The organism is Paenibacillus agricola, from assembly GCF_011440305.1.
Classification (GTDB): domain Bacteria; phylum Bacillota; class Bacilli; order Paenibacillales; family NBRC-103111; genus Paenibacillus_S; species Paenibacillus_S agricola.
The window spans coordinates 144,977-163,863 of record NZ_JAAOIW010000002.1 but is presented as its reverse complement, the minus strand read 5'-3'; the positions used below and the strand labels follow the sequence as shown (position 1 = coordinate 163,863).

The 18,887-nt window shown below is 45.6% G+C and carries 17 protein-coding genes; 12 read left to right on the top strand and 5 right to left on the bottom strand.

Annotated elements, in window-relative coordinates; genetic code table 11:
- Positions 1-95 precede the first annotated feature (95 nt).
- From aroF to serC, 6 genes are all read left to right on the top strand, one after another.
- Positions 96-1,139: a 3-deoxy-7-phosphoheptulonate synthase gene (aroF, locus tag G9U52_RS05185; RefSeq protein WP_166146981.1), complete on the top strand. Its 1,044-nt coding sequence runs from the start codon at positions 96-98 to the stop codon at positions 1,137-1,139.
- 253 nt (positions 1,140-1,392) lie between these two features.
- Positions 1,393-2,817 carry a type I glutamate--ammonia ligase gene (gene glnA / locus G9U52_RS05180; protein WP_166146979.1) on the top strand — a complete coding sequence of 475 codons (1,425 nt, stop codon included), beginning with the start codon at positions 1,393-1,395 and terminating at the stop codon, positions 2,815-2,817.
- Positions 2,818-3,105: 288 nt separating this feature from the next.
- Entirely contained in the window at positions 3,106-4,422 is a 1,317-nt protein-coding gene (locus tag G9U52_RS05175) for a DUF1800 domain-containing protein (protein ID WP_166146977.1), read from the top strand.
- Between the two features lie 16 nt (positions 4,423-4,438).
- Positions 4,439-5,680, top strand: coding sequence for a DUF1501 domain-containing protein (locus tag G9U52_RS05170; protein ID WP_166146975.1), 1,242 nt, complete (start codon positions 4,439-4,441; stop codon positions 5,678-5,680).
- A 148-nt stretch (positions 5,681-5,828) separates the two neighbouring features.
- The gene (locus tag G9U52_RS05165) at positions 5,829-6,758 is read left to right on the top strand and encodes an ABC transporter substrate-binding protein (protein WP_166146973.1); all 930 of its coding nucleotides are present in this window, start codon (positions 5,829-5,831) and stop codon (positions 6,756-6,758) included.
- 135 nt (positions 6,759-6,893) lie between these two features.
- A complete protein-coding gene (gene serC / locus G9U52_RS05160) occupies positions 6,894-7,982 on the top strand; it encodes a 3-phosphoserine/phosphohydroxythreonine transaminase (RefSeq protein WP_166146970.1) in 1,089 nt (362 codons plus the stop codon).
- A 95-nt stretch (positions 7,983-8,077) separates the two neighbouring features.
- Here serC and G9U52_RS05155 read toward each other — a convergent pair whose 3' ends face one another.
- Positions 8,078-8,791 carry a response regulator transcription factor gene (locus G9U52_RS05155; protein ID WP_166146968.1) on the bottom strand — a complete coding sequence of 238 codons (714 nt, stop codon included), beginning with the start codon at positions 8,789-8,791 and terminating at the stop codon, positions 8,078-8,080.
- A 130-nt stretch (positions 8,792-8,921) separates the two neighbouring features.
- On the opposite strand from G9U52_RS05155, the gene trmL reads away from it, so the two are divergent.
- Together trmL and G9U52_RS05145 are read left to right on the top strand one after the other, a co-directional pair.
- Positions 8,922-9,386 (top strand): tRNA (uridine(34)/cytosine(34)/5-carboxymethylaminomethyluridine(34)-2'-O)-methyltransferase TrmL, encoded by a 465-nt coding sequence (gene trmL / locus G9U52_RS05150; RefSeq protein ID WP_166146965.1) that lies wholly within the window; start codon positions 8,922-8,924, stop codon positions 9,384-9,386.
- Between the two features lie 132 nt (positions 9,387-9,518).
- Positions 9,519-9,773 (top strand): AbrB/MazE/SpoVT family DNA-binding domain-containing protein, encoded by a 255-nt coding sequence (locus G9U52_RS05145; RefSeq protein ID WP_166146963.1) that lies wholly within the window; start codon positions 9,519-9,521, stop codon positions 9,771-9,773.
- A gap of 253 nt (positions 9,774-10,026) precedes the next feature.
- Here the strand turns inward: G9U52_RS05145 and G9U52_RS05140 are convergent, their stop codons facing one another.
- Genes G9U52_RS05140 through G9U52_RS05125 form a run of 4 tightly spaced genes read right to left on the bottom strand, consistent with a single transcriptional unit; the run spans position 10,027 to position 15,048 of the window.
- On the bottom strand, positions 10,027-11,097 hold the full coding sequence (locus G9U52_RS05140; protein WP_166146961.1) for a phosphodiester glycosidase family protein: 1,071 nt from the start codon (positions 11,095-11,097) through the stop codon (positions 10,027-10,029).
- Positions 11,098-11,125: 28 nt separating this feature from the next.
- Positions 11,126-11,587 carry a hypothetical protein gene (locus tag G9U52_RS05135; protein ID WP_243767154.1) on the bottom strand — a complete coding sequence of 154 codons (462 nt, stop codon included), beginning with the start codon at positions 11,585-11,587 and terminating at the stop codon, positions 11,126-11,128.
- On the bottom strand, positions 11,584-13,200 hold the full coding sequence (locus tag G9U52_RS05130; RefSeq protein WP_166146959.1) for a response regulator: 1,617 nt from the start codon (positions 13,198-13,200) through the stop codon (positions 11,584-11,586). The genes G9U52_RS05135 and G9U52_RS05130 overlap by 4 nt, the downstream gene beginning before the upstream one ends.
- A 27-nt stretch (positions 13,201-13,227) precedes the next feature.
- Positions 13,228-15,048, bottom strand: coding sequence for a cache domain-containing sensor histidine kinase (locus G9U52_RS05125; protein WP_166146957.1), 1,821 nt, complete (start codon positions 15,046-15,048; stop codon positions 13,228-13,230).
- A gap of 18 nt (positions 15,049-15,066) precedes the next feature.
- On the opposite strand from G9U52_RS05125, the gene G9U52_RS05120 reads away from it, so the two are divergent.
- The 4 genes from G9U52_RS05120 (at position 15,067) to G9U52_RS05105 (ending at position 18,678) form a co-directional block, all read left to right on the top strand.
- Positions 15,067-15,357 carry a hypothetical protein gene (locus G9U52_RS05120; RefSeq protein ID WP_166146955.1) on the top strand — a complete coding sequence of 97 codons (291 nt, stop codon included), beginning with the start codon at positions 15,067-15,069 and terminating at the stop codon, positions 15,355-15,357.
- Positions 15,358-15,495: 138 nt separating this feature from the next.
- A complete protein-coding gene (locus G9U52_RS05115; protein WP_166146954.1) occupies positions 15,496-16,380 on the top strand; it encodes a carbohydrate ABC transporter permease in 885 nt (294 codons plus the stop codon).
- Complete coding sequence (locus G9U52_RS05110) at positions 16,380-17,216, top strand: carbohydrate ABC transporter permease (RefSeq protein WP_166146953.1); 837 nt, start codon at positions 16,380-16,382, stop codon at positions 17,214-17,216. Before G9U52_RS05115 ends, G9U52_RS05110 begins: the two co-directional genes overlap by 1 nt.
- Before the next feature lie 169 nt (positions 17,217-17,385).
- The gene (locus tag G9U52_RS05105; RefSeq protein ID WP_166148117.1) at positions 17,386-18,678 is read left to right on the top strand and encodes an ABC transporter substrate-binding protein; all 1,293 of its coding nucleotides are present in this window, start codon (positions 17,386-17,388) and stop codon (positions 18,676-18,678) included.
- Positions 18,679-18,887 lie beyond the last annotated feature (209 nt).

Genomic DNA, 18,887 nt, shown 5'->3' with positions numbered 1-18,887 from the left:
TAAAAGCATTGAAGCACACAAGCATCGAAGCGAACAAGCGTTGAAGTGGGAAAGTCAATTCAGATTTACAACATATACAATGGGAGTGAAGCATAATGATCGTCATTATATCCAACAAAACCTCAGAAGAACGTATTCATGAAATTGTAGCCCAAATCGAAAAGCATGATGTGCAAGCACATGTATCCAAAGGTGTAGACCGTACGGTAATCGGGATTATCGGCAAAGCGGATCCTAAGCTGAGTGAGCAAATCCAGCAGCTAAGTGGTGTGGAGCAGGTTGTGAAGATTTCCAAGTCGTATAAGCTCGCTAGCCGTGACTTTCATCCCTCCGATACGATCATCAAAATTAAAGATGTAGAAATCGGCGGCGACCAGCTTGTTATAATGGGTGGACCCTGTGCGGTTGAAACGGCAGAGCAGATTGATGAAATTGCCCGGTTGGTAAAAGCGGCTGGTGCCCAAGTGTTGCGTGGTGGAGCATTTAAGCCAAGAACAGGCCCATACAGCTTCCAAGGCGTTGGCGTTGAAGGCTTGGTTATGATGGCTGAAGCCGGCAAGAAGCACGGTTTGTTAACGATTACTGAGGTGATGACACCTGAATATGTGGATGTATGTGCTGAATATGCCGACATTCTACAAATCGGAACACGCAACATGCAAAATTTCGATTTGCTTCGTAAGCTGGGAACGATCAAAACGCCTGTGTTGCTCAAGCGCGGATTTAGCTCCACCTACGATGAATTCCTCAATGCAGCCGAGTACATATTGGCTGGCGGTAATCCAAACGTTATGCTGTGCGAGCGTGGCATCCGAACCTTCGAGAGCTACACAAGGAATACGCTCGATTTGGCTGCCATTCCAGCGCTGCAAACGCTTAGCCATCTGCCTGTGATTTCTGACCCAAGCCATGGTACAGGACGCCGCGAGCTGGTAGAGCCGATGTGTAAAGCATCTGTAGCTGCCGGCGCGAATGGATTGATCGTGGAAATGCATACAGATCCCGACAATTCGATGACTGGCGATGGTGTACAATCGTTGTTCCCTGAACAATTTGCTAAGCTGATGGTGGATTTAGAGAAGCTTGCTCCTTTATGCGGCAAACGCTTTGATACGAAAAAAGAAGTGTTTCAAGCTTAATCCAAATTGTAAATAGCGATAAAATTCGACTTGGTTTCCAGAACGATGGGAGACCAAGTTTGTTTTTGTCGGAAGTGTGAACAGAAGCCTACAGAGGTGTGAGCATACCTCACACTCCCATAAAAAATACCTTACATAAGTATTGACGATTGTTAGGGGATAGTTTTATAATATGAAAATGAATTAACAAAAAACTTGAACAATCTTCGAACAATTGAAGTGAAATGTTCGGATTTTAGGAGGTCAATGATCAATGTCAGCTCAAAACGTGTTAAACATCATTGCAGAAAAGGGCATCGAGTGGGTAGATTTTCGTTTCGTAGATCTTTCCGGTAGAGCACACCACATTTCCTTACCTGCTTCAGAAGTTGAAGAGGAAACATTTGTGAATGGGGTAGCTTTTGACGGATCTTCCATCCCTGGTTTCAAAGGAATTGAAGAGTCCGACATGGTAATGCTTCCTGAAACGGAGTCGGTTTATGTTGATCCTTTCACCGCACATCCTACTTTAGTTGTTATCTGTAACATCACTAACCCTGATGGCACATCTTATGATCGTGATCCCCGCGGTATTGCTCTGAGAGCAGAGGAATATCTGAATACTGCAGGAGTTGGCACTACTGCTTATTTTGCTCCTGAATCAGAGTTTTTCATCTTTGACGAAGTTCGTTTCAAAAGCGGACAAAATGAATCCTCGTACTTCGTAGATTCCGAAGAAGCACATTGGAATTCCAACCGTAAAGACGAAGGCGGCAATCTTGGCTTTAAAGTTGGCCATAAAGGCGGCTATGTTCCTGTAGCTCCTACAGATTCGCAACAAGATATCCGTAGTGAAATGTGCCGTTTGCTGATCGAAGCTGGTCTTCGTATCGAGCGCCATCACCACGAAGTTGCAACTGCAGGCCAAGCTGAAATTAACTTCCGTTTCGATACTTTAACTAAAACAGCAGATAACTTGATGAAATACAAATACATCGTACAAAATACAGCTAGACAATATGGCAAAGTAGCTACATTTATGCCAAAACCGATTTTTGGTGATAATGGTAGCGGTATGCACGTACATCAATCCATTTTTGACGGCGGTACTCCTCTTTTCTACGAAAAGGGTGGCTACGGTAACCTGAGCGAAATGGCTTTGAACTACATTGGCGGTATCTTGTACCATGCGCCAGCGTTGATCGCTTTGACTAACCCTTCGACGAACTCCTTCAAACGGTTGGTTCCTGGCTACGAAGCACCTGTTAACTTGGTATTCTCCAAGGGTAACCGTTCTGCTGCAGTTCGTATTCCAATTGCTGCTGTTACGCCAAAAGGCTGCCGCATCGAGTTCCGGACTCCGGACTCCACAGCTAACCCGTACTTGGCATTCTCAGCTATGCTGATGGCTGGTCTTGATGGAATCAAGAAAAAGATTGACCCTCGTGCATTGGGCTACGGTCCATTGGACAAAAACATTTACGATTTGTCCGATGAAGAAAAAGGCGAGATCCGCAGCGTGCCTGGTTCTTTGGATGAAGCTTTGAATGCTTTGGAAGCTGACTATGAATTCCTAGTAGAAGGCGGCGTATTCACTAAAGATTTCATCGATAACTATATCGGCTTGAAACGTGAAGAAGCTAAAGCTGTATCCATTCGTATTCACCCGCATGAATATTCCTTATATTTTGACCTATAAGATTAACGTTTAAACCAACCCCGGAGATCCTCCGGGGTTTTTTCTTTATGTCCTCTATATAAGCCATAAGAACCACCCATTTCATTTATTTTGCTAAAGCGTACAAAGAGATATACCGATAATATAGAAATAGTTATATATCATAATATATACGATGCGATAGGCGTGGAAAACACAGTAATCGTATTGAAACGATTACTTAGAGTTAATTTCCGCTACCGTCACATTTTTGTGATAAATCACCAGTATACTAAAACTAACAAACATCAGCAGGATGGTGGTAATCTTATGGGAGTAGGCTGGACGGAAAAAGAAGCAATCCATCTCTTGAACCGCACTGGATTTTACACAAATCAAGCAGATATAGATGCGTGCCTTTATTATGGGCAAGCAGAGTCGGTAAGAAGGCTAGTTGCCGGAGAATCCTTGACAGGTAAAACAGCCATGCTTCAGCCGATATCTCAATTAACGGCAGATGGCAAAGAGATGAAGTTTGACTCGATTGGTGACCAACAAACATATTGGCTCTATCGGATTTTAAATACAGAATCACCGCTTATTGAGAAGATGACTTTATTCTGGCATGGGCATTTCTCCACTTCTTTTTCTAAAGTAAACGATATTCCACTAATTTTGAGGCAAAACGAGCTGTTCCGGAATTATGCACTTGGTAATTTTCACGAGCTTGTGCTTGAAGTGGGTAAAGATCCTGCGATGATGATTTATTTGGATGTGAATAGCAACCGTAAAGGCAAGCCTAATGAAAACTATGCTCGTGAGGTTATGGAGCTGTTCACGCTCGGAATTGGTAATTATACCGAGGAAGATATTAAGGAAACGGCTCGCTCGCTGACCGGTTGGTCCTACGATAGGAAAGAAGCACTCATTAAATTCAATAAAGGGCAATATGATGCTGCAAGCAAGACCATTCTTGGAGAAACCGGCGCGTTTAATGAAACAACGGTAGTTGATGTATTGTTCAAACAGGAGGCATTGCCGCAGTTTATAGCAAGAAAGCTGTTGAAGCTGTTTGCAACAGAAGAGCCTTCACAGGAATGGGTTAATTGGGTCGCTAAGGATGTCAGAGATGAGGAAAGGATCGGTGGTGTGCTTACCAAGCTATTTATGTCCGATGCTTTTTATAATCCTGACCTTTATGGTTCGTTAATCAAGACGCCAATCGAATATGTGGCTGGCATTTTGAAGGCTTTTAATATTCCTCTGTCCAAGAATTACACACAGGCAGCACGCAAGATGGGCATGGAGCTATATCTTCCTCCAGATGTTGCAGGCTGGCGCGGAGGCACTACCTGGCTGATGACGACGAATTTGCTCTCACGGTTCCAGTTTGCTGAATCGATCGCTAAGCGGTTAAACAATAATTTATTCACCAGCAAGGAATATGAATTGGATGTTCAAGCCAAGCCGGAGGATTATGTACGCAAATATTCGCAAAATGCTGGGGTATGGTCGATGGGGGAAATAACCAACCAAACGCTGGCTAAATACGCCAATGATACCTTCGTCTATGCAACCAAAAAGACCAATGGGATGAAAGGGCTCCTCCAGCTTATTATGATAAGCCCCGAAGCCCAGATGAAATAGGAACGGAGTGGGATCTATGAAGCTGACGAGAAGAGACTTTTTAGTGAAAGGGACAGCCCTTCTGGCCTCACTCGGTTTTGGGGGACCGATGATTTTTGCCCAAGATGGGATTGCAGTAGCGAGCACGCCTATAGATGCGACGAATGTAGATGCTCCGGTGCTTGTTGTTATCCAGCTATCTGGAGGCAATGACGGGATCAATACGTTGATTCCTTATGGAATGGGCGGTTACTTCGATGCACGCCCGACGTTAAAGATCACCCAGAATGAAGTGCTCGCCATTAACAATGAGGTTGGCTTTCATCCCAGCCTGATCCAGACGAACGAGCTATACAAAAAGGGTAAAGTGGCCGTTGTACAGGGTGTCGGGTATCCCAGCCCAGATCACTCACATTTTCGCTCGATGGAAATATGGCATACGGCAGAACCTGAGAAGCTGGCCCGTTCAGGCTGGCTGGGACGTTATGTAGAGTCGTCGTTGTCGCAATCGGCAAACCCTCTAAAAGCGCTCAAAATTGGCAATAACGCGAATAAAGCCTTTTGGTCGGATACGATTAGCATACCTGTTATTCAGTCGGTCGAAAGCTTTAATATTTTTGACCCAAAGACGCCAAAAGCGGACCAAAACCGTTTAGCCCAAGCTTTCTTGGATATGTATGATCCCTTCCGCCAAGGGACACAGGTGAAGGTGACCTGCGAGCAAGGGAAGGATGCCTACCAAAGCGTGGAAGCTTTACACAATCTATCTAACACTTATCAAAATAAAATTGAATACCCAAAAACCAATATTGCTAAGGATTTTCAGCTAGTCTCCAAAATGTTAACCGGTAATTCAGGCACCCGCGTATTTTATTTGGAAATTGGCGGATTTGATGACCATGCCAATGAAAGAGAGCAGCAAGCGCGTGTGCTTAAGCAGCTGGATGAAGGTCTTGGAGCCTTTTATAAGGACTTGGAAATACAAGGGCTGCAGGATCGCGTCGTAACGATGGCGTTTTCCGAATTTGGCCGTAGGGTCAAGGAAAACGCTAGCGGCGGCACAGATCATGGGACAGCAGCTCCCGTGTTTATGATTGGGGGTAAGGTGAAAGGTGGTTTATATGGCGTTCAGCCAAGCCTGACGAACCTGGATAAGGGCGGCGACCTGAAGTATGAGGTTGATTTTCGCTCCGTATACCATACGATTATTGATAGCTGGCTTAAAGGCGATGCTAAGACAGTAATGGGTAAAACCTATGAGAATCTGAAATTTATTTAGTGGCGGTGGGCTTCACATATTGACCTGTCAGCAGCTTCCTTAACCTTCCTTATTAGGAAGGTCTTTTCTTGTGTATACCTTGGATAAATGCTAAGATTAAACACGATAATGATTATCATTATCAATTATGTTTATTTAAGGGGATATTATGAACAAGAAAATGATTATGGTTTTGGGAATTGCTTCGATGCTCTTATTATCAGCTTGTGGGCAAGCAGCGCCGGCAGCTTCTTCTCCAACACCAGCCGCAGCCACGACTACCACGAAGCCGGCAGACAGCACGGCAACGGCAGCTAAAGATCCAAGAATCGCTTCGATCTCCATCTTTCTTACCAGTGACCTGCTTGCATTGGGCATTGCTCCTGTGGGCTCTGCTACTAGCGATTACTTGCCTACTGTGCCTGAGCGGTTTAAGGATACCAAGTTTCTTGGCTTTACGAAGGATCCCGATATGGAGGCACTATTGGCATTAAAGCCGGATGCCATTTATATTGATGCCGAATTTGCTGGCAAGCAGGGCTTGGCCAAATATGAGAAAATTGCTCCAACCCATGTGATCAATCTGGACGAGGGAACATGGCGGGACCATTTGAAGGCGATTGGCAAGCTCGTTAACCGTGAGCAGAAAGCAGAGGATTTTATTAAAGATTATGAGGCTCAGGCCGAGCGTGTTAAGGCACTTATCCATAATAAAATTGGTGATGGCACGGTAATGGCTGTACGGATTTCTGCGAAAAACCTGCGTGTGTATGGAATGGGACGTCCGCTCGGACCGATCTTGTTTAATGATTTGGGCTTGAAGCCGGCGAAGGGTGTCGAGAAAATTACGAAAAACTTCGAGGTCGTTTCCCAAGAAGTATTCCCCGATTATGATGCAGATGCCATCTTTGTACTAGTCGGCTTTGAAGAAGGCAATGATAAAGTGTATGAGCAGCTGAAAAACAACCCGATTTGGCAGGGCTTAAAGGCCGTGAAAGCGAACAAAGTGTATATGATCACGGAGCAGCCATGGCTTGATTATTCAGCCTTAGGCAATAAATTGGCGCTTGATTCTTTGGAGAAGCTATTTGCTAAATAACCCCCTGCACCTGCCAAATGTATCTATGGTGTGAAGATTATGCTTGAGCACTTGCTGTATAGGGATAAACTTTGCTATCATAACCATATCATATCAAAAGATAGTGATCCTAAATTCAGTTGAAGGTGTGAAACCATGACAAAACGAGCTTACAATTTCAATCCAGGTCCGGCCATGCTCCCGTTAGAGGTATTACAGCAAGCACAAGAGCAGTTTGTGGATTATAATGGAATCGGCATGTCCTTGATGGAGATTTCCCATCGCAGCAAAGAATATGAAGCAATCAATTCCGAAACACAGCAATTATTGCTCAAGCTGCTGGGATTAGAGTCTGGTTACCAGGTGTTATTCCTTGGCGGTGGGGCTAGCACACAATTTGCGACCATCCCGTTGAACTTTTTGAAACCGGGCAAGGTTGGCAGCTATATCATTACTGGCAACTTCTCGGAGAAAGCGTACCAGGAAGGCCAGGTTGTTGGGGAAGCGAAAATTGCTGCCTCGAACAAAGCTGGAAAATGGAGAAGCTTGCCTAAGCAATCCGAAATTGAGCTAGATCCGAATTCGGCATATTTACATATGACGACGAATAATACGATTGAAGGCTCGCAGTTCTCCTATATTCCCGAAACCGGCGATATTCCGCTGATTGGCGATATGACCAGCGGTATTCTCAGCAGGCCGATTGATGCCAAGAAGTTTTCGATGATTTATGCAGGCGCCCAAAAAAATCTCGGCCCATCCGGTGTAACGATCGCTGTAATCCGTGACGAATGGCTGCAAGAAGAGCCTAAGCATATACCTTCCATCCTGCGTTATACGACACATGCAAGCAATAGCTCGCTGTACAATACACCTCCTGTCCATTCCATCTATATGGTGAATTTAGTATTGAAATGGGTTAGAGACCAAGGCGGCGTTGTGGAGCTTGAGAAAAAAAATATCGCGAAGAGCAACCTGGTTTACGATATTATCGATGCCAGCGGCGGCTTCTACAGCGGCAATATTGATGCAGACAGCCGTTCCATCATGAATATTACCTTCCGCTTGCCAAGCGAAGAGCTGGAGAAGAAATTCGTGAAGGAATCGCAGCAGCACAATTTTGTAGGCCTGGCTGGTCATCGCAGCGTTGGAGGCATTCGTGCTTCCGCCTATAATGCAGTTCCGCATGAAGCTTGTCAAGCACTTGCAGAGTTTATGGTGGAATTCCAAAAAAACAACGGTTAATAAACATTGGCAGCCCCGAACCTTCAAGTGGGGCTGTTTTTGTATGAAAAAAGAAGATGAGCATCCTAGGCAAGCTAGGTGTTCATCTTCTTGGATTAAGCGAATGATTCCTTCATTGTGGGCTCAGCCAGCTTGTAGCCGACATTACGAATTGTTACGATGTATTCGGGGTTGCGGGCATTGCTTTCGATTTTATCCCTCAGATGGCTAATATGCACATCGACAATGCGGGTATCGCCGAGGAAGTGGTAATCCCATACGCCGTGTAGCAGCTGCTGGCGGCTTAAGACCTTCCCGCGGTGCTTGCAGAGGAAAAGCAGCAGGTCAAATTCTTTAGGGGTCAGTTCAATCGCTTCGCCATTAATATGAACCTCGCGTTGGTCAGGTTGGATCGAAATTTGTCCGATCGTGACAGGCGTGTTTGCATTAGCAGAAGGAAGTGTCTGGATACGCCGAATGATGGCTTGGATCCTGGAAATAAGCTCCTGTGGCGAAAAAGGCTTGGTCATGTAGTCGTCTGCCCCGTTATCAAGGCCGGCGATTTTGTCTGATAAATCGTGCATGGCGGTAAGCATAATGATTGGTACCAGGTTGTTTTGGCTGCGCAGCTTGCGGCAGACTTGAATGCCGTCCATTTTGGGAAGCATAAGGTCAAGGACAATAAGATCAGGGCGGAAATGCTGGATCGCTTGAAAAACGGCCTCGCCGTCATACACACAATGGACTTCATAACCCACTAATTTAAGATTGAACTCTATCAGCATCGAAATGGAAGGTTCGTCGTCAACGACAAGAATTTTCTTCTTCATCCCATTGAATCTCCTTTGTAAAAGCAATTAATATCTTTATTATCGCAGGTGACTATCATCCGTATATTATGATTAAGTAAACTCCATGTAAAATCTTCATGAAGACAAATAATCGAGGTGGAATTACACTATGGCCTTTCACATTGTTTTAGTGGAGCCGGAAATACCGGCAAATACAGGAAATATATCAAGAACGTGCGCTGCAACCGGGGCTTGGCTACATTTGGTGCGTCCGCTTGGGTTTCATACCGATGACAAGACGTTAAAACGGGCCGGCCTAGACTATTGGCATGCTGTCCATATTGAGTATCATGATTCTTTTCAGGAAGTTAAGGATAAGTATAAGAGTGGCCGTTTCTTTTTTGCTACCACAAAGGCAGATCAGCTTTACACAGAGTTTACATTTCAAGACGGCGATTTTTTTGTTTTTGGTAAAGAAACGAAAGGTTTACCAGCCGAAATATTAAGCGAGCATCCGGGACAGCTGATGAAAATACCGATGACGGAAGACGTCCGTTCGTTGAATTTATCGAATACGGCTGCCATTGTGTTGTTTGAGGCATTACGGCAAACAGGATTTAAAGGATTAAGTTAACAAATAATAAAGTTTTAAGAAGGAATTTCAACCTAAACCCCGAATATTATAAAAGACAAAATTCGACATTCTTAAATTCGTAGAATGGCTTGTCTGCAAGTGTTTTTTGTGTGAAAGTGAGGTGAATTTATAGTGAAGCCAGCAGGAGTAGTTAGAAAGGTAGACCAACTAGGTAGAATTGTGCTTCCCAAATCGCTTCGCAAGCGATATCAAATGAATGAGGGAGATCCAGTTGAAATATTGGTAAGCGGAGACCATATTATATTGGAGAGATTTCGTCCACGTTGTGTATTTTGCAGCTCTATGGAGCAGGTCAGCGATTTCAAGAGCCGCCATGTATGTGCGGAATGTATGGGTGAAATGATAGAGCTACGAGATAAGATATAGTATGAGGCAACAAAGAAAGCATCACGGATTCCCTAGCGGGAACGTGATGCTTTTTCATTAGGACAGGGATATAAGTGTTGAGTGGCCTAAAGACCTTTAGTCTTGTCATCATTATAACTTGACGTGCATATAGCTACGATCATGATTAAAAAAACCAAATTAATAATCCAAAATGTTGCTGACATTGGCTGCACCCCCTACCTAAATAGTATAACCAAGAAATAGGCAAAAGAAAACGGATAAAAGTGAACAATTATTTAAAAAATAAAAAATGAGTAGGCAATGGGCGAAGTTTACCGTCGGATGGGCGGTTAATAATTTGCCCATCGTATATGAGGCTAGACGAACCGCCGCCATCGAGGTTGTAGGCGTCCTTGACGCCGAGCTGGAGCAACTTGTCCTGCAGCTCCTCCAAGGTGGCGCCGGAGCCACCTTGCTCATTGTAGCCGTCGGTGACAAGGAACAGCAGCTGGTCATTCTTAAAGTTGCCGATCACGGTGCGCGGCGCCCGGTGAGGCGAGGTCTGCCACTGGGCAGGTATCGGCTGCTTGATACCGTTCTGCAGCAGCACAGGGACGAAGGTCGCGCCGAAATTCGGCTTAAGCTTATCCAGATCCTCCTGCCGCGAGAATCGGCCGCCGATTAGCTTGCGGTCGCTGTTCATGCCGACAAAGGCTAGATCCTCAAAGCTTGGCTCAAAGCCATATACATACTTGCCGCCCAGCATTGTTGTGCTGAGCGGATAACGCTTGCCTGAGCGGTCGTCTGCGAACCCGCCTGCGTTGATGCCGGCTACTGCCCCATAGCGTCGGGCTGCATCCAGCGTTGTTTCACTGCTGCCAACCTTGTCATTACCCAGCACCATTTTCAAGGCGTTGTCCGATTTGGCATCAACCTTAAGCGCATAAGCTTTGTAGTTGGGATCCGTCAAATAAAATAGCTTCAAATCGAGATTAGGACTGCTTGTCTGCTTGGCAGGCTTGGCACCAAGCTTGGTGCTGATTCGGTTGTCGAATATAGCAGCAGGCCTATTAACTACCGAATCGGCTGCTTGTGCCATAGAGGCTACATCGCTGGCGCTTTTCTCATACAGCTGGTAGAAGCGCTCGATGGTCACCCGCGTTTCGGCGGCATCCGCCTTGGCTTTGTCCAGCTTTTGCTCCGATTGCTGAAGCTGGTACTGGATCGAGAACTCGGTTTTGGCATAACGCCCTAAATCCGGCAATTGGATGGATAGCTGGCTGTATAGCAAAAAACAAACAATACCTATAAAAGGTGCAACCGTCAGCATCATCGTCCGGTTAATAAATTGTATAGGGTTCAACGTATCACACTTCCTTGCTGCGTTCTACTCATTGTAGCGTATCCAGATTTTTCTTCAGGTCATCGAGCTTCATTTTAACCTCGGCAAGCTGAGTGTATAGCTGGTTGCTGTTATCCGTCTTGCTATTGGCACTGTCCTTCGTAAAAGCAAGCAGCTCATTAAGCGAATCGATCTTCGTCTGCATCTTGCCCAAATCCCCGCTAACGCTGTCCTTTAGAGCGGCAATCTGCTTCTGGTAATCCTTCTGGACCACCATCAGCTGCTGTTCGGTTTGCATGGCGATCTGGTTCGTTATTTGCTGGCGCAAATGGTCTGTATACGTTTTGGCTCCATAGAGGCCGCCTGTTATAAGCAGCGACCATACCATAAATAAGAATAGGTAGGTTCGTGCTCTTCCTTTGGGCTTGGCTTTGGTCTGATTAGCTGTGTTGCTTTTGCTTGTCCGCACCATGGACTGCTGGGGTACCGCAGGGTCAAGGGGCGTATTCATGGTTGGCTCACCTTCCTGTATTCATTCGGCGAAAGGCCGATCGATTTCTTAAATACCTTGCTAAAATACTTCTCATCATCATAACCGACCATTCCGGCGATTTGTGCGATCCTTAAATGAGGGTTTAACAGCAGTAGCTTGGCTTTGTCCATACGAAGCTGGCTAATATAATCCGATACATTAATTTGGAATTGCTGCTTAAACTTTCGGGAAATATATTCACGGCTTAGGTAAAAATGATTGGCGATTTCGATAAGTGTAATATCCTGATGATAATGGTTTTGAATATACTTTGCAATCTCGAAAATGGCATTATTGTCCTGCTGCTGATGCTCCAGCATATGGGTGGAGAGCTGAATAAGGCTGGCTGTTAGCTGCTCCTGCCAGCTGGCTAACGAAAGGCTACCCTCCTCGTCAAGGGGCAGCGTGAGGGACAGAGTGACGGATTCTTTTGACCAATCGGGCTGCTTATCACCGAACCATTCGGTCAGCCAACGGCTGCGGAGCACGGTATATTCATGGTCCCAATGCTCCATATCCTCGATATCGATCGTGTCCAGCTTCGCCAAGGCGTGCATCCAGGCCTCCACAGCCTTCTGGATTTGCAGCGTACTGCCGCTGCGTACGGACAAGCGGATAGGCTCCGCATAATCGCTAAAAACAAGCTTGGGGGCATGTGCAACTGCCCCATCTTGAAACACATGCACACGGTTCTCCTTGTGCAGCAAATTGCGATGGCGTAAGGCGGTTTTGGCCTGCTTATAGGCTGCTGGCAAGCCGGCGGGGAAGGGTTGGGCCAGGCTCATGCCGATGTCCAGGCTTCCTCTTATTGCCGTCCATATTCCATGCTGGATATCTGCCAGCAATTGCTCAGCTTTGGAGGCTTCTCCGTATAGTAAAATAAGTATCTCATCCTCGCGGTTCCAATAGCGGTAGGCGATGCCTCGCGCCGGGCTCTGCAGAAACTCATTACAGATATTTGTAAGTGAGAAGAATAATAAGTCCAAGCTTGCCTCAAACTTGCGTTTGAGGCTGCCTGTCATCGTATCCAGGCTAATAATCGCCAAGCGGCATTGCTTCATTTGCCTGTCCAGGCCGAATTCATTGGATAAGGCCTCGGCAACAGCCTCGAATCCATGGGGCTCCATAATAAAGTTGGATAAAACTTTATCCCAATAGACCGGACGGATTTGGTTCAACTCGATATTACGCTGCTGATGGTGGAGGCGTTCATCTTCTTCCTGCTGCCAGGCTTGGGCAGCCTTACGGACCGCCGCTTGCAGCTGGTCGGCGTCAATCGGCTTTAATATATAATCGATACCTCCATATTGGACGGTATGACGTACTAGCTGAAAATCATCAAACCCGCTGATGACAATGGTTTTGCCAGAAGGATAATGGGCTTGCAGCCATTCCAAAAGCCGCAAGCCATCCATCAATGGCATCATCATATCCGTAAAAATAATTTGTGGCCGATGCAAGGCAATTAAATGCATCGCTTCTTGTCCATCCTGCGCTTCCAATATGTCAGCTATGCCTAGCTCTTTCCATGGAACAAGGAGTTTAATGGCTTCACGTACGTGCTTTTCATCATCAATGATGATGGCTCTCATGGGTTTAGTCCTCTTTTCGCTAGAAGCTTACTTACTTGACTTCACAATCGGAACCCGCAAGGTGACCCGAAATCCACTGGGTACGACCCGCTCGATTTGCAAATCCGCGTTTCCGTTAAAATATAGAAGCAGCCTGTTTTTTACATTGTATAAACCGATGTGGCTTTCAAGCTCTGGGTCTTTGTCTCTATCTTTGTCAAAAAGGTCGGCTTGCTGCTCCAGCTGTTGTTCTAATTGCTGAAGCAGCGCCTCAAAACGCGCTTGCGGCATGCCAATGCCATTATCCTCAATGACGAGGATTGCGTTCTGGCCATCAGGAGCCCAGCGACAGGAGACAATTAATAAATTGCTAGGGTTGCGATGGTCAAAGCCATGCTTGAAATAATTTTCGACCAATGGCTGCAGCAGCATTTTGGGTATTTCCAAGGATAAGGCGGATTCCTCTATATCATACCTTACCGCCAGCTCATTCTCAAAGCGTTGCAGCTGTAGCTGCAAATAAGCTTTTACATGGTTAAGCTCTTGTAGCAGCTCGACCCGGCTCTCGTTCGTATTCATGCTATAGCGCATCATTTTAGCCAAAGCAGACAGGAGTTGATAAATTTTGGGAACTTCATGCTGCAAGGCTAAGGTGCCAATCGACTGCAACGAATTATAAAGGAAATGCGGATTAATTTGCGCTTGGAGCGCCTTTAATTGATTCGTTTTATTGGCGATATCCAGCTTATACTCACTCATAATCAAGTTATTGATCGTCTGCATCATCAAGCGGAAGCGACGGGCCAGCACGCCAATCTCATCATTACTGGTCACTTGGATATCGACCTGCATATCCCCTGTTTGGATTTTGCTAATATAGCCTAGCAGATTACGAATCGGTGCCGTAAAACGGAATGAAATATACAACGTTGCCGAGATTACTACAATAAGAAATAAGCTGAAGATCAGCGCGTTGATAAGCGTGATTTCCCGAGCATTCCGATAGAGGCTGTCATAAGGAATTTGCTTGACCATTGTCCAATTCATGTAAGGAGCGGACAAACGTTCATAAATATGGACACCGGCAAATTGCTTGCTATTGGATTCAAAGCTGCCATATTGATGAGGTAACGTGGTTAAATGCCGTACCCACTGCTCGTCGAGGACTTTTCCTAAGAGGTCGGGATTTGCTCCGTAAATGACCGTGCCTTTTTCATCTAAAATATAAAGCTCTTCTTCTCCCCGCGTATATAATTCCTCGCAAATCGAGCGAATCACCTCCAAGCCAAAATCGATAGAAACCGTCCCTAGCTCCTTTTGTGTCAGGCTGTTGCGGATCGAGCGATGTAGCGTAATGACAGTGGAGGGAGGCGCATAGAACAATCGTCCCATTCCGTAATCATGGCTTAAATGAGTAGGCTCCAAATAAACCTCGGCACCCTTGGTTGCCGGTTGATATTGAGGCTGCGAACCATTGCCCGGCACCGGGTTACGCTCAGAGATCAATAAGGAGCGCTTGCTTTCGGACATATATAAATACGTTTGCCTGATTTCTTTGACGGAATTGGCGATGGTTTGGAGACCACGAGTAATCTCATTATTACTCAAATAATCGGTGTCCCCATTTTCAATGATCGTATAAAAGGTATTGTCATTATAAACAGACAATGAGCTTTGCTCAATGACCTTTAAATAGTTCAGTAAATTTTTGTTGGCTTGTCGAATCAAGTTTGAATTACTTAGGACAGCCTCATTGGAGACGGTTTGTTTGGTGAATAAATAGGTGATAATGATGGAAGTGGAAATGGGTATGATGGTTGCGGCGAGAAGGAAGACTATGAGCTTATTGCGGATACTGCTGCTGGGCATATGGTTTCCTCCTCTTGTGTGGATGGATGGACGGATGGACGGACGGCGCTGCGTGGCCAGGGTATTCCTCCGATTGCTCTTGTTCTACGAACAAAGGCACCGCTTCGCTATCTACAGAACACCCTGGCCACTCCGCTAGTGCTCACCGTACACTTACTTATTTATAAAAGCAAGGGCAAGGGCACAAGAGCAAGGGCACAAGAGCAAGGGCACAAGAGCAAGGGCACAAGAGCAAGGGCACAAGAGCAAGGGCACAAGGGCAATGGCACAAGGGCAAGGGCAAGAGCAAGGGCACAAGAGCAAGAGTAATGCACGTACATTGTACCAACTGTTGCAAGGGGTATCAATAAATTCCACCTGTTGGGTCACCATTATCGGTGTTATTAAGGATCAAAGGTTTCTATACTTAGGTTATTCACTTACGCACGTTGAAAGGAGAAGGATGCAATGAAGGTAAAGCAGAGAAGCTCGGGTCTGCTCCCACAGCTCGTTTTTATTGGTCCGGCTTTAATTTTTTTCGCGATTATTGTAGTCGTACCCTTTCTGATGAGCATCTATTATTCGTTTACCGAATGGAATGGAGTCACCACTACCGTTAAATGGGTAGGTTTGGATAATTTTAAGCAAATTATAATGGGGGATGAGGATTTTCACAAAGCATTTTGGTTTACGACCCGTTTTACAGTGATGATGGTGCTGCTGGCTAACCTGCTTGGATTTTTGCTGGCATTGCTGCTCACACAGGCGTTAAAAACACGCAATATATTGCGTACCGTGTTTTTCCTGCCCAATGTCATTGGGGGACTGTTGCTCGGGTTTATCTGGCAGTTTATTTTTGTCAAAGGGTTTGCGACGATTGGCGAATTGACCCACATTGGTTTCTTCGAGCTTCCCTGGCTGGGCGATGCCCCAACGGCGTTCTGGGGGCTGGTGATCGTCAGTGTATGGCAAACTGCCGGATACCTAATGATCATTTACATTGCGGGCTTGGCTAATGTGCCAAGGGACATTCTGGAAGCAGCTCGGATTGACGGTGCGAACCGTTGGCAAGTATTGCGGTCAATTACCGTTCCCTTGATTATGCCAGCGGTTACGGTTTGTTTGTTCCTAACAATCTCCTGGGCGTTCAAAATGTATGATCTGAACGTTTCCTTGACCAAGGGAGGCCCGTTTAACTCGACGGAATCTGTGGCGCTAAATATTTACGAAGAGGCGTTCCGTAATAATCGTTACGGGCTGGGGACAGCCAAATCGGTCATTTTCTTTATGGTCGTGGCTGTTATTACAATTGTACAGGTATGGATAACGAAGAAGAAGGAGGTGGAGGTGTAATGGAATCGAAAGGCACCTACAACTTTCGTATATTCAGCTTAGAAATTATCGGGATTGTGATTGCATTGCTCTTCCTGGTTCCTTTCTACTTCGTCATCGTGAACTCGATGAAAACCTTTGGAGAGCTGCTGATTAATTCCGCCAACCTGCCGCAATCGCTTAATTTTGCGAATTACGTCAAGGTATGGGGCATTATGAAGTTTCCGCAGGTCTTCCTGAATTCCTTGTTAATTACGGTTTTCAGTAATATTGGGCTAGTGGTCATCAGCTCGATGGCTGCTTATCGGTTGGTACGAAAGCCAAGCCGGTTCAATAATCTGATCTTCCTTGCTTTTGTGGCTGCGATGGTTATTCCCTTTCAATCGATCATGATCCCCTTGGTCCGAGTAGGTAGTCAAATTGGCATTATGGACAGCATTCCGGGTGTGGTAATATGTTATTTTGGATTCGGTGTATCGCTTAATGTGTTCTTGTACCATGGGTTCATCAAATCGATTCCGATGGAAATTGAAGAATCCGCTAAGGTAGATGGCTCTTCGACATATGGCGTTTTTTGGAAAATCGTGTTTCCGCTATTAAAGCCGATGACGGTCACGGTTGTACTGCTGAATAGCTTATGGATTTGGAATGACTTTTTACTGCCACAGCTTGTATTAAGCTCTCCAGAGCTACGTACAATTCCATTGGCTACTTATTCTTTTTTTGGACAATACACGAAGCAGTGGGATTTGGCGCTAGCCGCACTGGTACTGGGCGTATTACCGATTGTGATCTTTTTTCTAGCCATGCAAAAGCATGTGATTGAAGGCATAACAGCCGGTTCAGTTAAGGGTTAAAGTCCGGTGAATAATAAGCGGAGTGGCCAGGGTGTTCTGGAGATAGCGAAGCGATGCCTTTGTTCGTAGAATAAGAGCAATCGGAAGAATACCTTGGCCGCGCAGCGAGACCCATTCACCGGACTTAAGATACACATATAAAAATAGGGAGGCTACTCAATTGAAAAAAATGACCGCAATCAGTTTAATTATCCTGCTATTCGTATCCGTACTGGCAGGCTGCATGAAGAAAGAAACGGCACCTGGAGCAGCAACAGGCACTGACACGGGAGCAGCAGGCGGCAAAAATATTACCTTAAAAATGTTCCAATTTAAAGTGGAAATTGCTGAGCCGCTTGGCAAGCTTGCCGCTGAATATGAGAAGGCGAATCCAGGCGTAAAAATTCAAATTGACACCGTTGGCGGTGGCTCCGATTATGGCGCGGCATTAATGGCCAAGTTTAACTCGGGCGATAAGCCGGATATTTTCAATAACGGTGGTTTCTCCGATTTGGACAAATGGATCGAGCATCTGGAGGACTTATCCGACCAGCCTTGGGTGAAGGATATGGTTGCCGTTTCGAAGGAGCCCATGACGAAGGATGGCAAGCTATATGGCCAACCGCTAAACCTTGAAGGCTATGGTTTTATTTACAATAAAGATTTGTTCACGCAAGCAGGCATTACCGAAATGCCCAAAACCTTGTCCCAGCTAGATGCTGCTGCCCAAAAGCTGCAAGCCAAAGGCATCCAGCCATTCGTGAATGGTTATGGGGAATGGTGGGTATTAGGCAACCATTTCGTTAATCTTCCTTTTGCCTACCAGCCCGATCCGAATGCTTTTATTGACGGCCTGAATAAAGGTACAGCGAAAATTCCAGGAAATGCTGTATTCGAAAATTGGGTAAAGCTGTTTGACCTGCAATTGAAGTATGGCAACAAAAATCCATTACAGACTGACTATAAAACACAGGTTACAGAGTTTGCGACGGGTAAAGCAGCGATGACCCAGCAAGGTAACTGGACCCAGCTGCAAATTACACAGACCAACCCTGACATTAAAGTCGGCTTCCTACCGATGCCGATCAGTGAGGACGCTGCTGCGAATGATAAGCTACCAGTAGGGGTTCCTAATAACTGGGTAATTAATAAAAACTCGGCGAATAAAGAGGAAGCGAAGAAGTTCCTGAATTGGATGGTCAGCTCGGATATTGGCAAAAAATATATTACGGATGAGTTCAAATTTATTCCGGCCTTCACCAATATCACTGCGGACGAAAAGATATTGGGACCATTGGCAGCGGATATTATCAAATACAGCAAGGAAAATAAAACCGTAAGCTGGAACTGGTTTAAGTTCCCAGGTGGGGAAGCGAGCAGCAAGAAATTAGCCGCGACTATGCAGGCTTATGTAGCCAAACAGAAGACTAAGGACCAAATGCTTGAGGAGTTTCAAAAAACTTGGGAAAGCTTAAACAAGTAAACCAATATGTTAAAAAAGCAGCTGTGGCGAACGAGGCCCGGCTGTTTTTTTGCTATAAGAGGGAGCATACAAGAGCAAAGGGGGAATAAGCTTAATAAGCTTATGAAAATGGAGGGAAAATGCAGATATACACCTCTATATGTAGCCATAGGCGGTTTACACACGATTTGTCCGTTTAACAGATTCATCTGCACGCTGTTACAATGGTA

Bases quoted from the DNA above. Each gene is read 5' to 3' on its own strand.
- aroF (WP_166146981.1), top strand. From the start codon at position 96: ATGATCGTCATTATATCCAACAAAACCTCAGAAGAACGTATTCATGAA.
- glnA (WP_166146979.1), top strand. From the start codon at position 1,393: ATGTCAGCTCAAAACGTGTTAAACATCATTGCAGAAAAGGGCATCGAG.
- G9U52_RS05175 (WP_166146977.1), top strand. From the start codon at position 3,106: ATGGGAGTAGGCTGGACGGAAAAAGAAGCAATCCATCTCTTGAACCGC.
- G9U52_RS05170 (WP_166146975.1), top strand. From the start codon at position 4,439: ATGAAGCTGACGAGAAGAGACTTTTTAGTGAAAGGGACAGCCCTTCTG.
- G9U52_RS05165 (WP_166146973.1), top strand. From the start codon at position 5,829: ATGAACAAGAAAATGATTATGGTTTTGGGAATTGCTTCGATGCTCTTA.
- serC (WP_166146970.1), top strand. From the start codon at position 6,894: ATGACAAAACGAGCTTACAATTTCAATCCAGGTCCGGCCATGCTCCCG.
- G9U52_RS05155 (WP_166146968.1), bottom strand. From the start codon at position 8,791: ATGAAGAAGAAAATTCTTGTCGTTGACGACGAACCTTCCATTTCGATG.
- trmL (WP_166146965.1), top strand. From the start codon at position 8,922: ATGGCCTTTCACATTGTTTTAGTGGAGCCGGAAATACCGGCAAATACA.
- G9U52_RS05135 (WP_243767154.1), bottom strand. From the start codon at position 11,587: ATGAATACGCCCCTTGACCCTGCGGTACCCCAGCAGTCCATGGTGCGG.
- G9U52_RS05130 (WP_166146959.1), bottom strand. From the start codon at position 13,200: ATGAGAGCCATCATCATTGATGATGAAAAGCACGTACGTGAAGCCATT.
- G9U52_RS05125 (WP_166146957.1), bottom strand. From the start codon at position 15,048: ATGCCCAGCAGCAGTATCCGCAATAAGCTCATAGTCTTCCTTCTCGCC.
- G9U52_RS05115 (WP_166146954.1), top strand. From the start codon at position 15,496: ATGAAGGTAAAGCAGAGAAGCTCGGGTCTGCTCCCACAGCTCGTTTTT.
- G9U52_RS05110 (WP_166146953.1), top strand. From the start codon at position 16,380: ATGGAATCGAAAGGCACCTACAACTTTCGTATATTCAGCTTAGAAATT.
- G9U52_RS05105 (WP_166148117.1), top strand. From the start codon at position 17,386: ATGACCGCAATCAGTTTAATTATCCTGCTATTCGTATCCGTACTGGCA.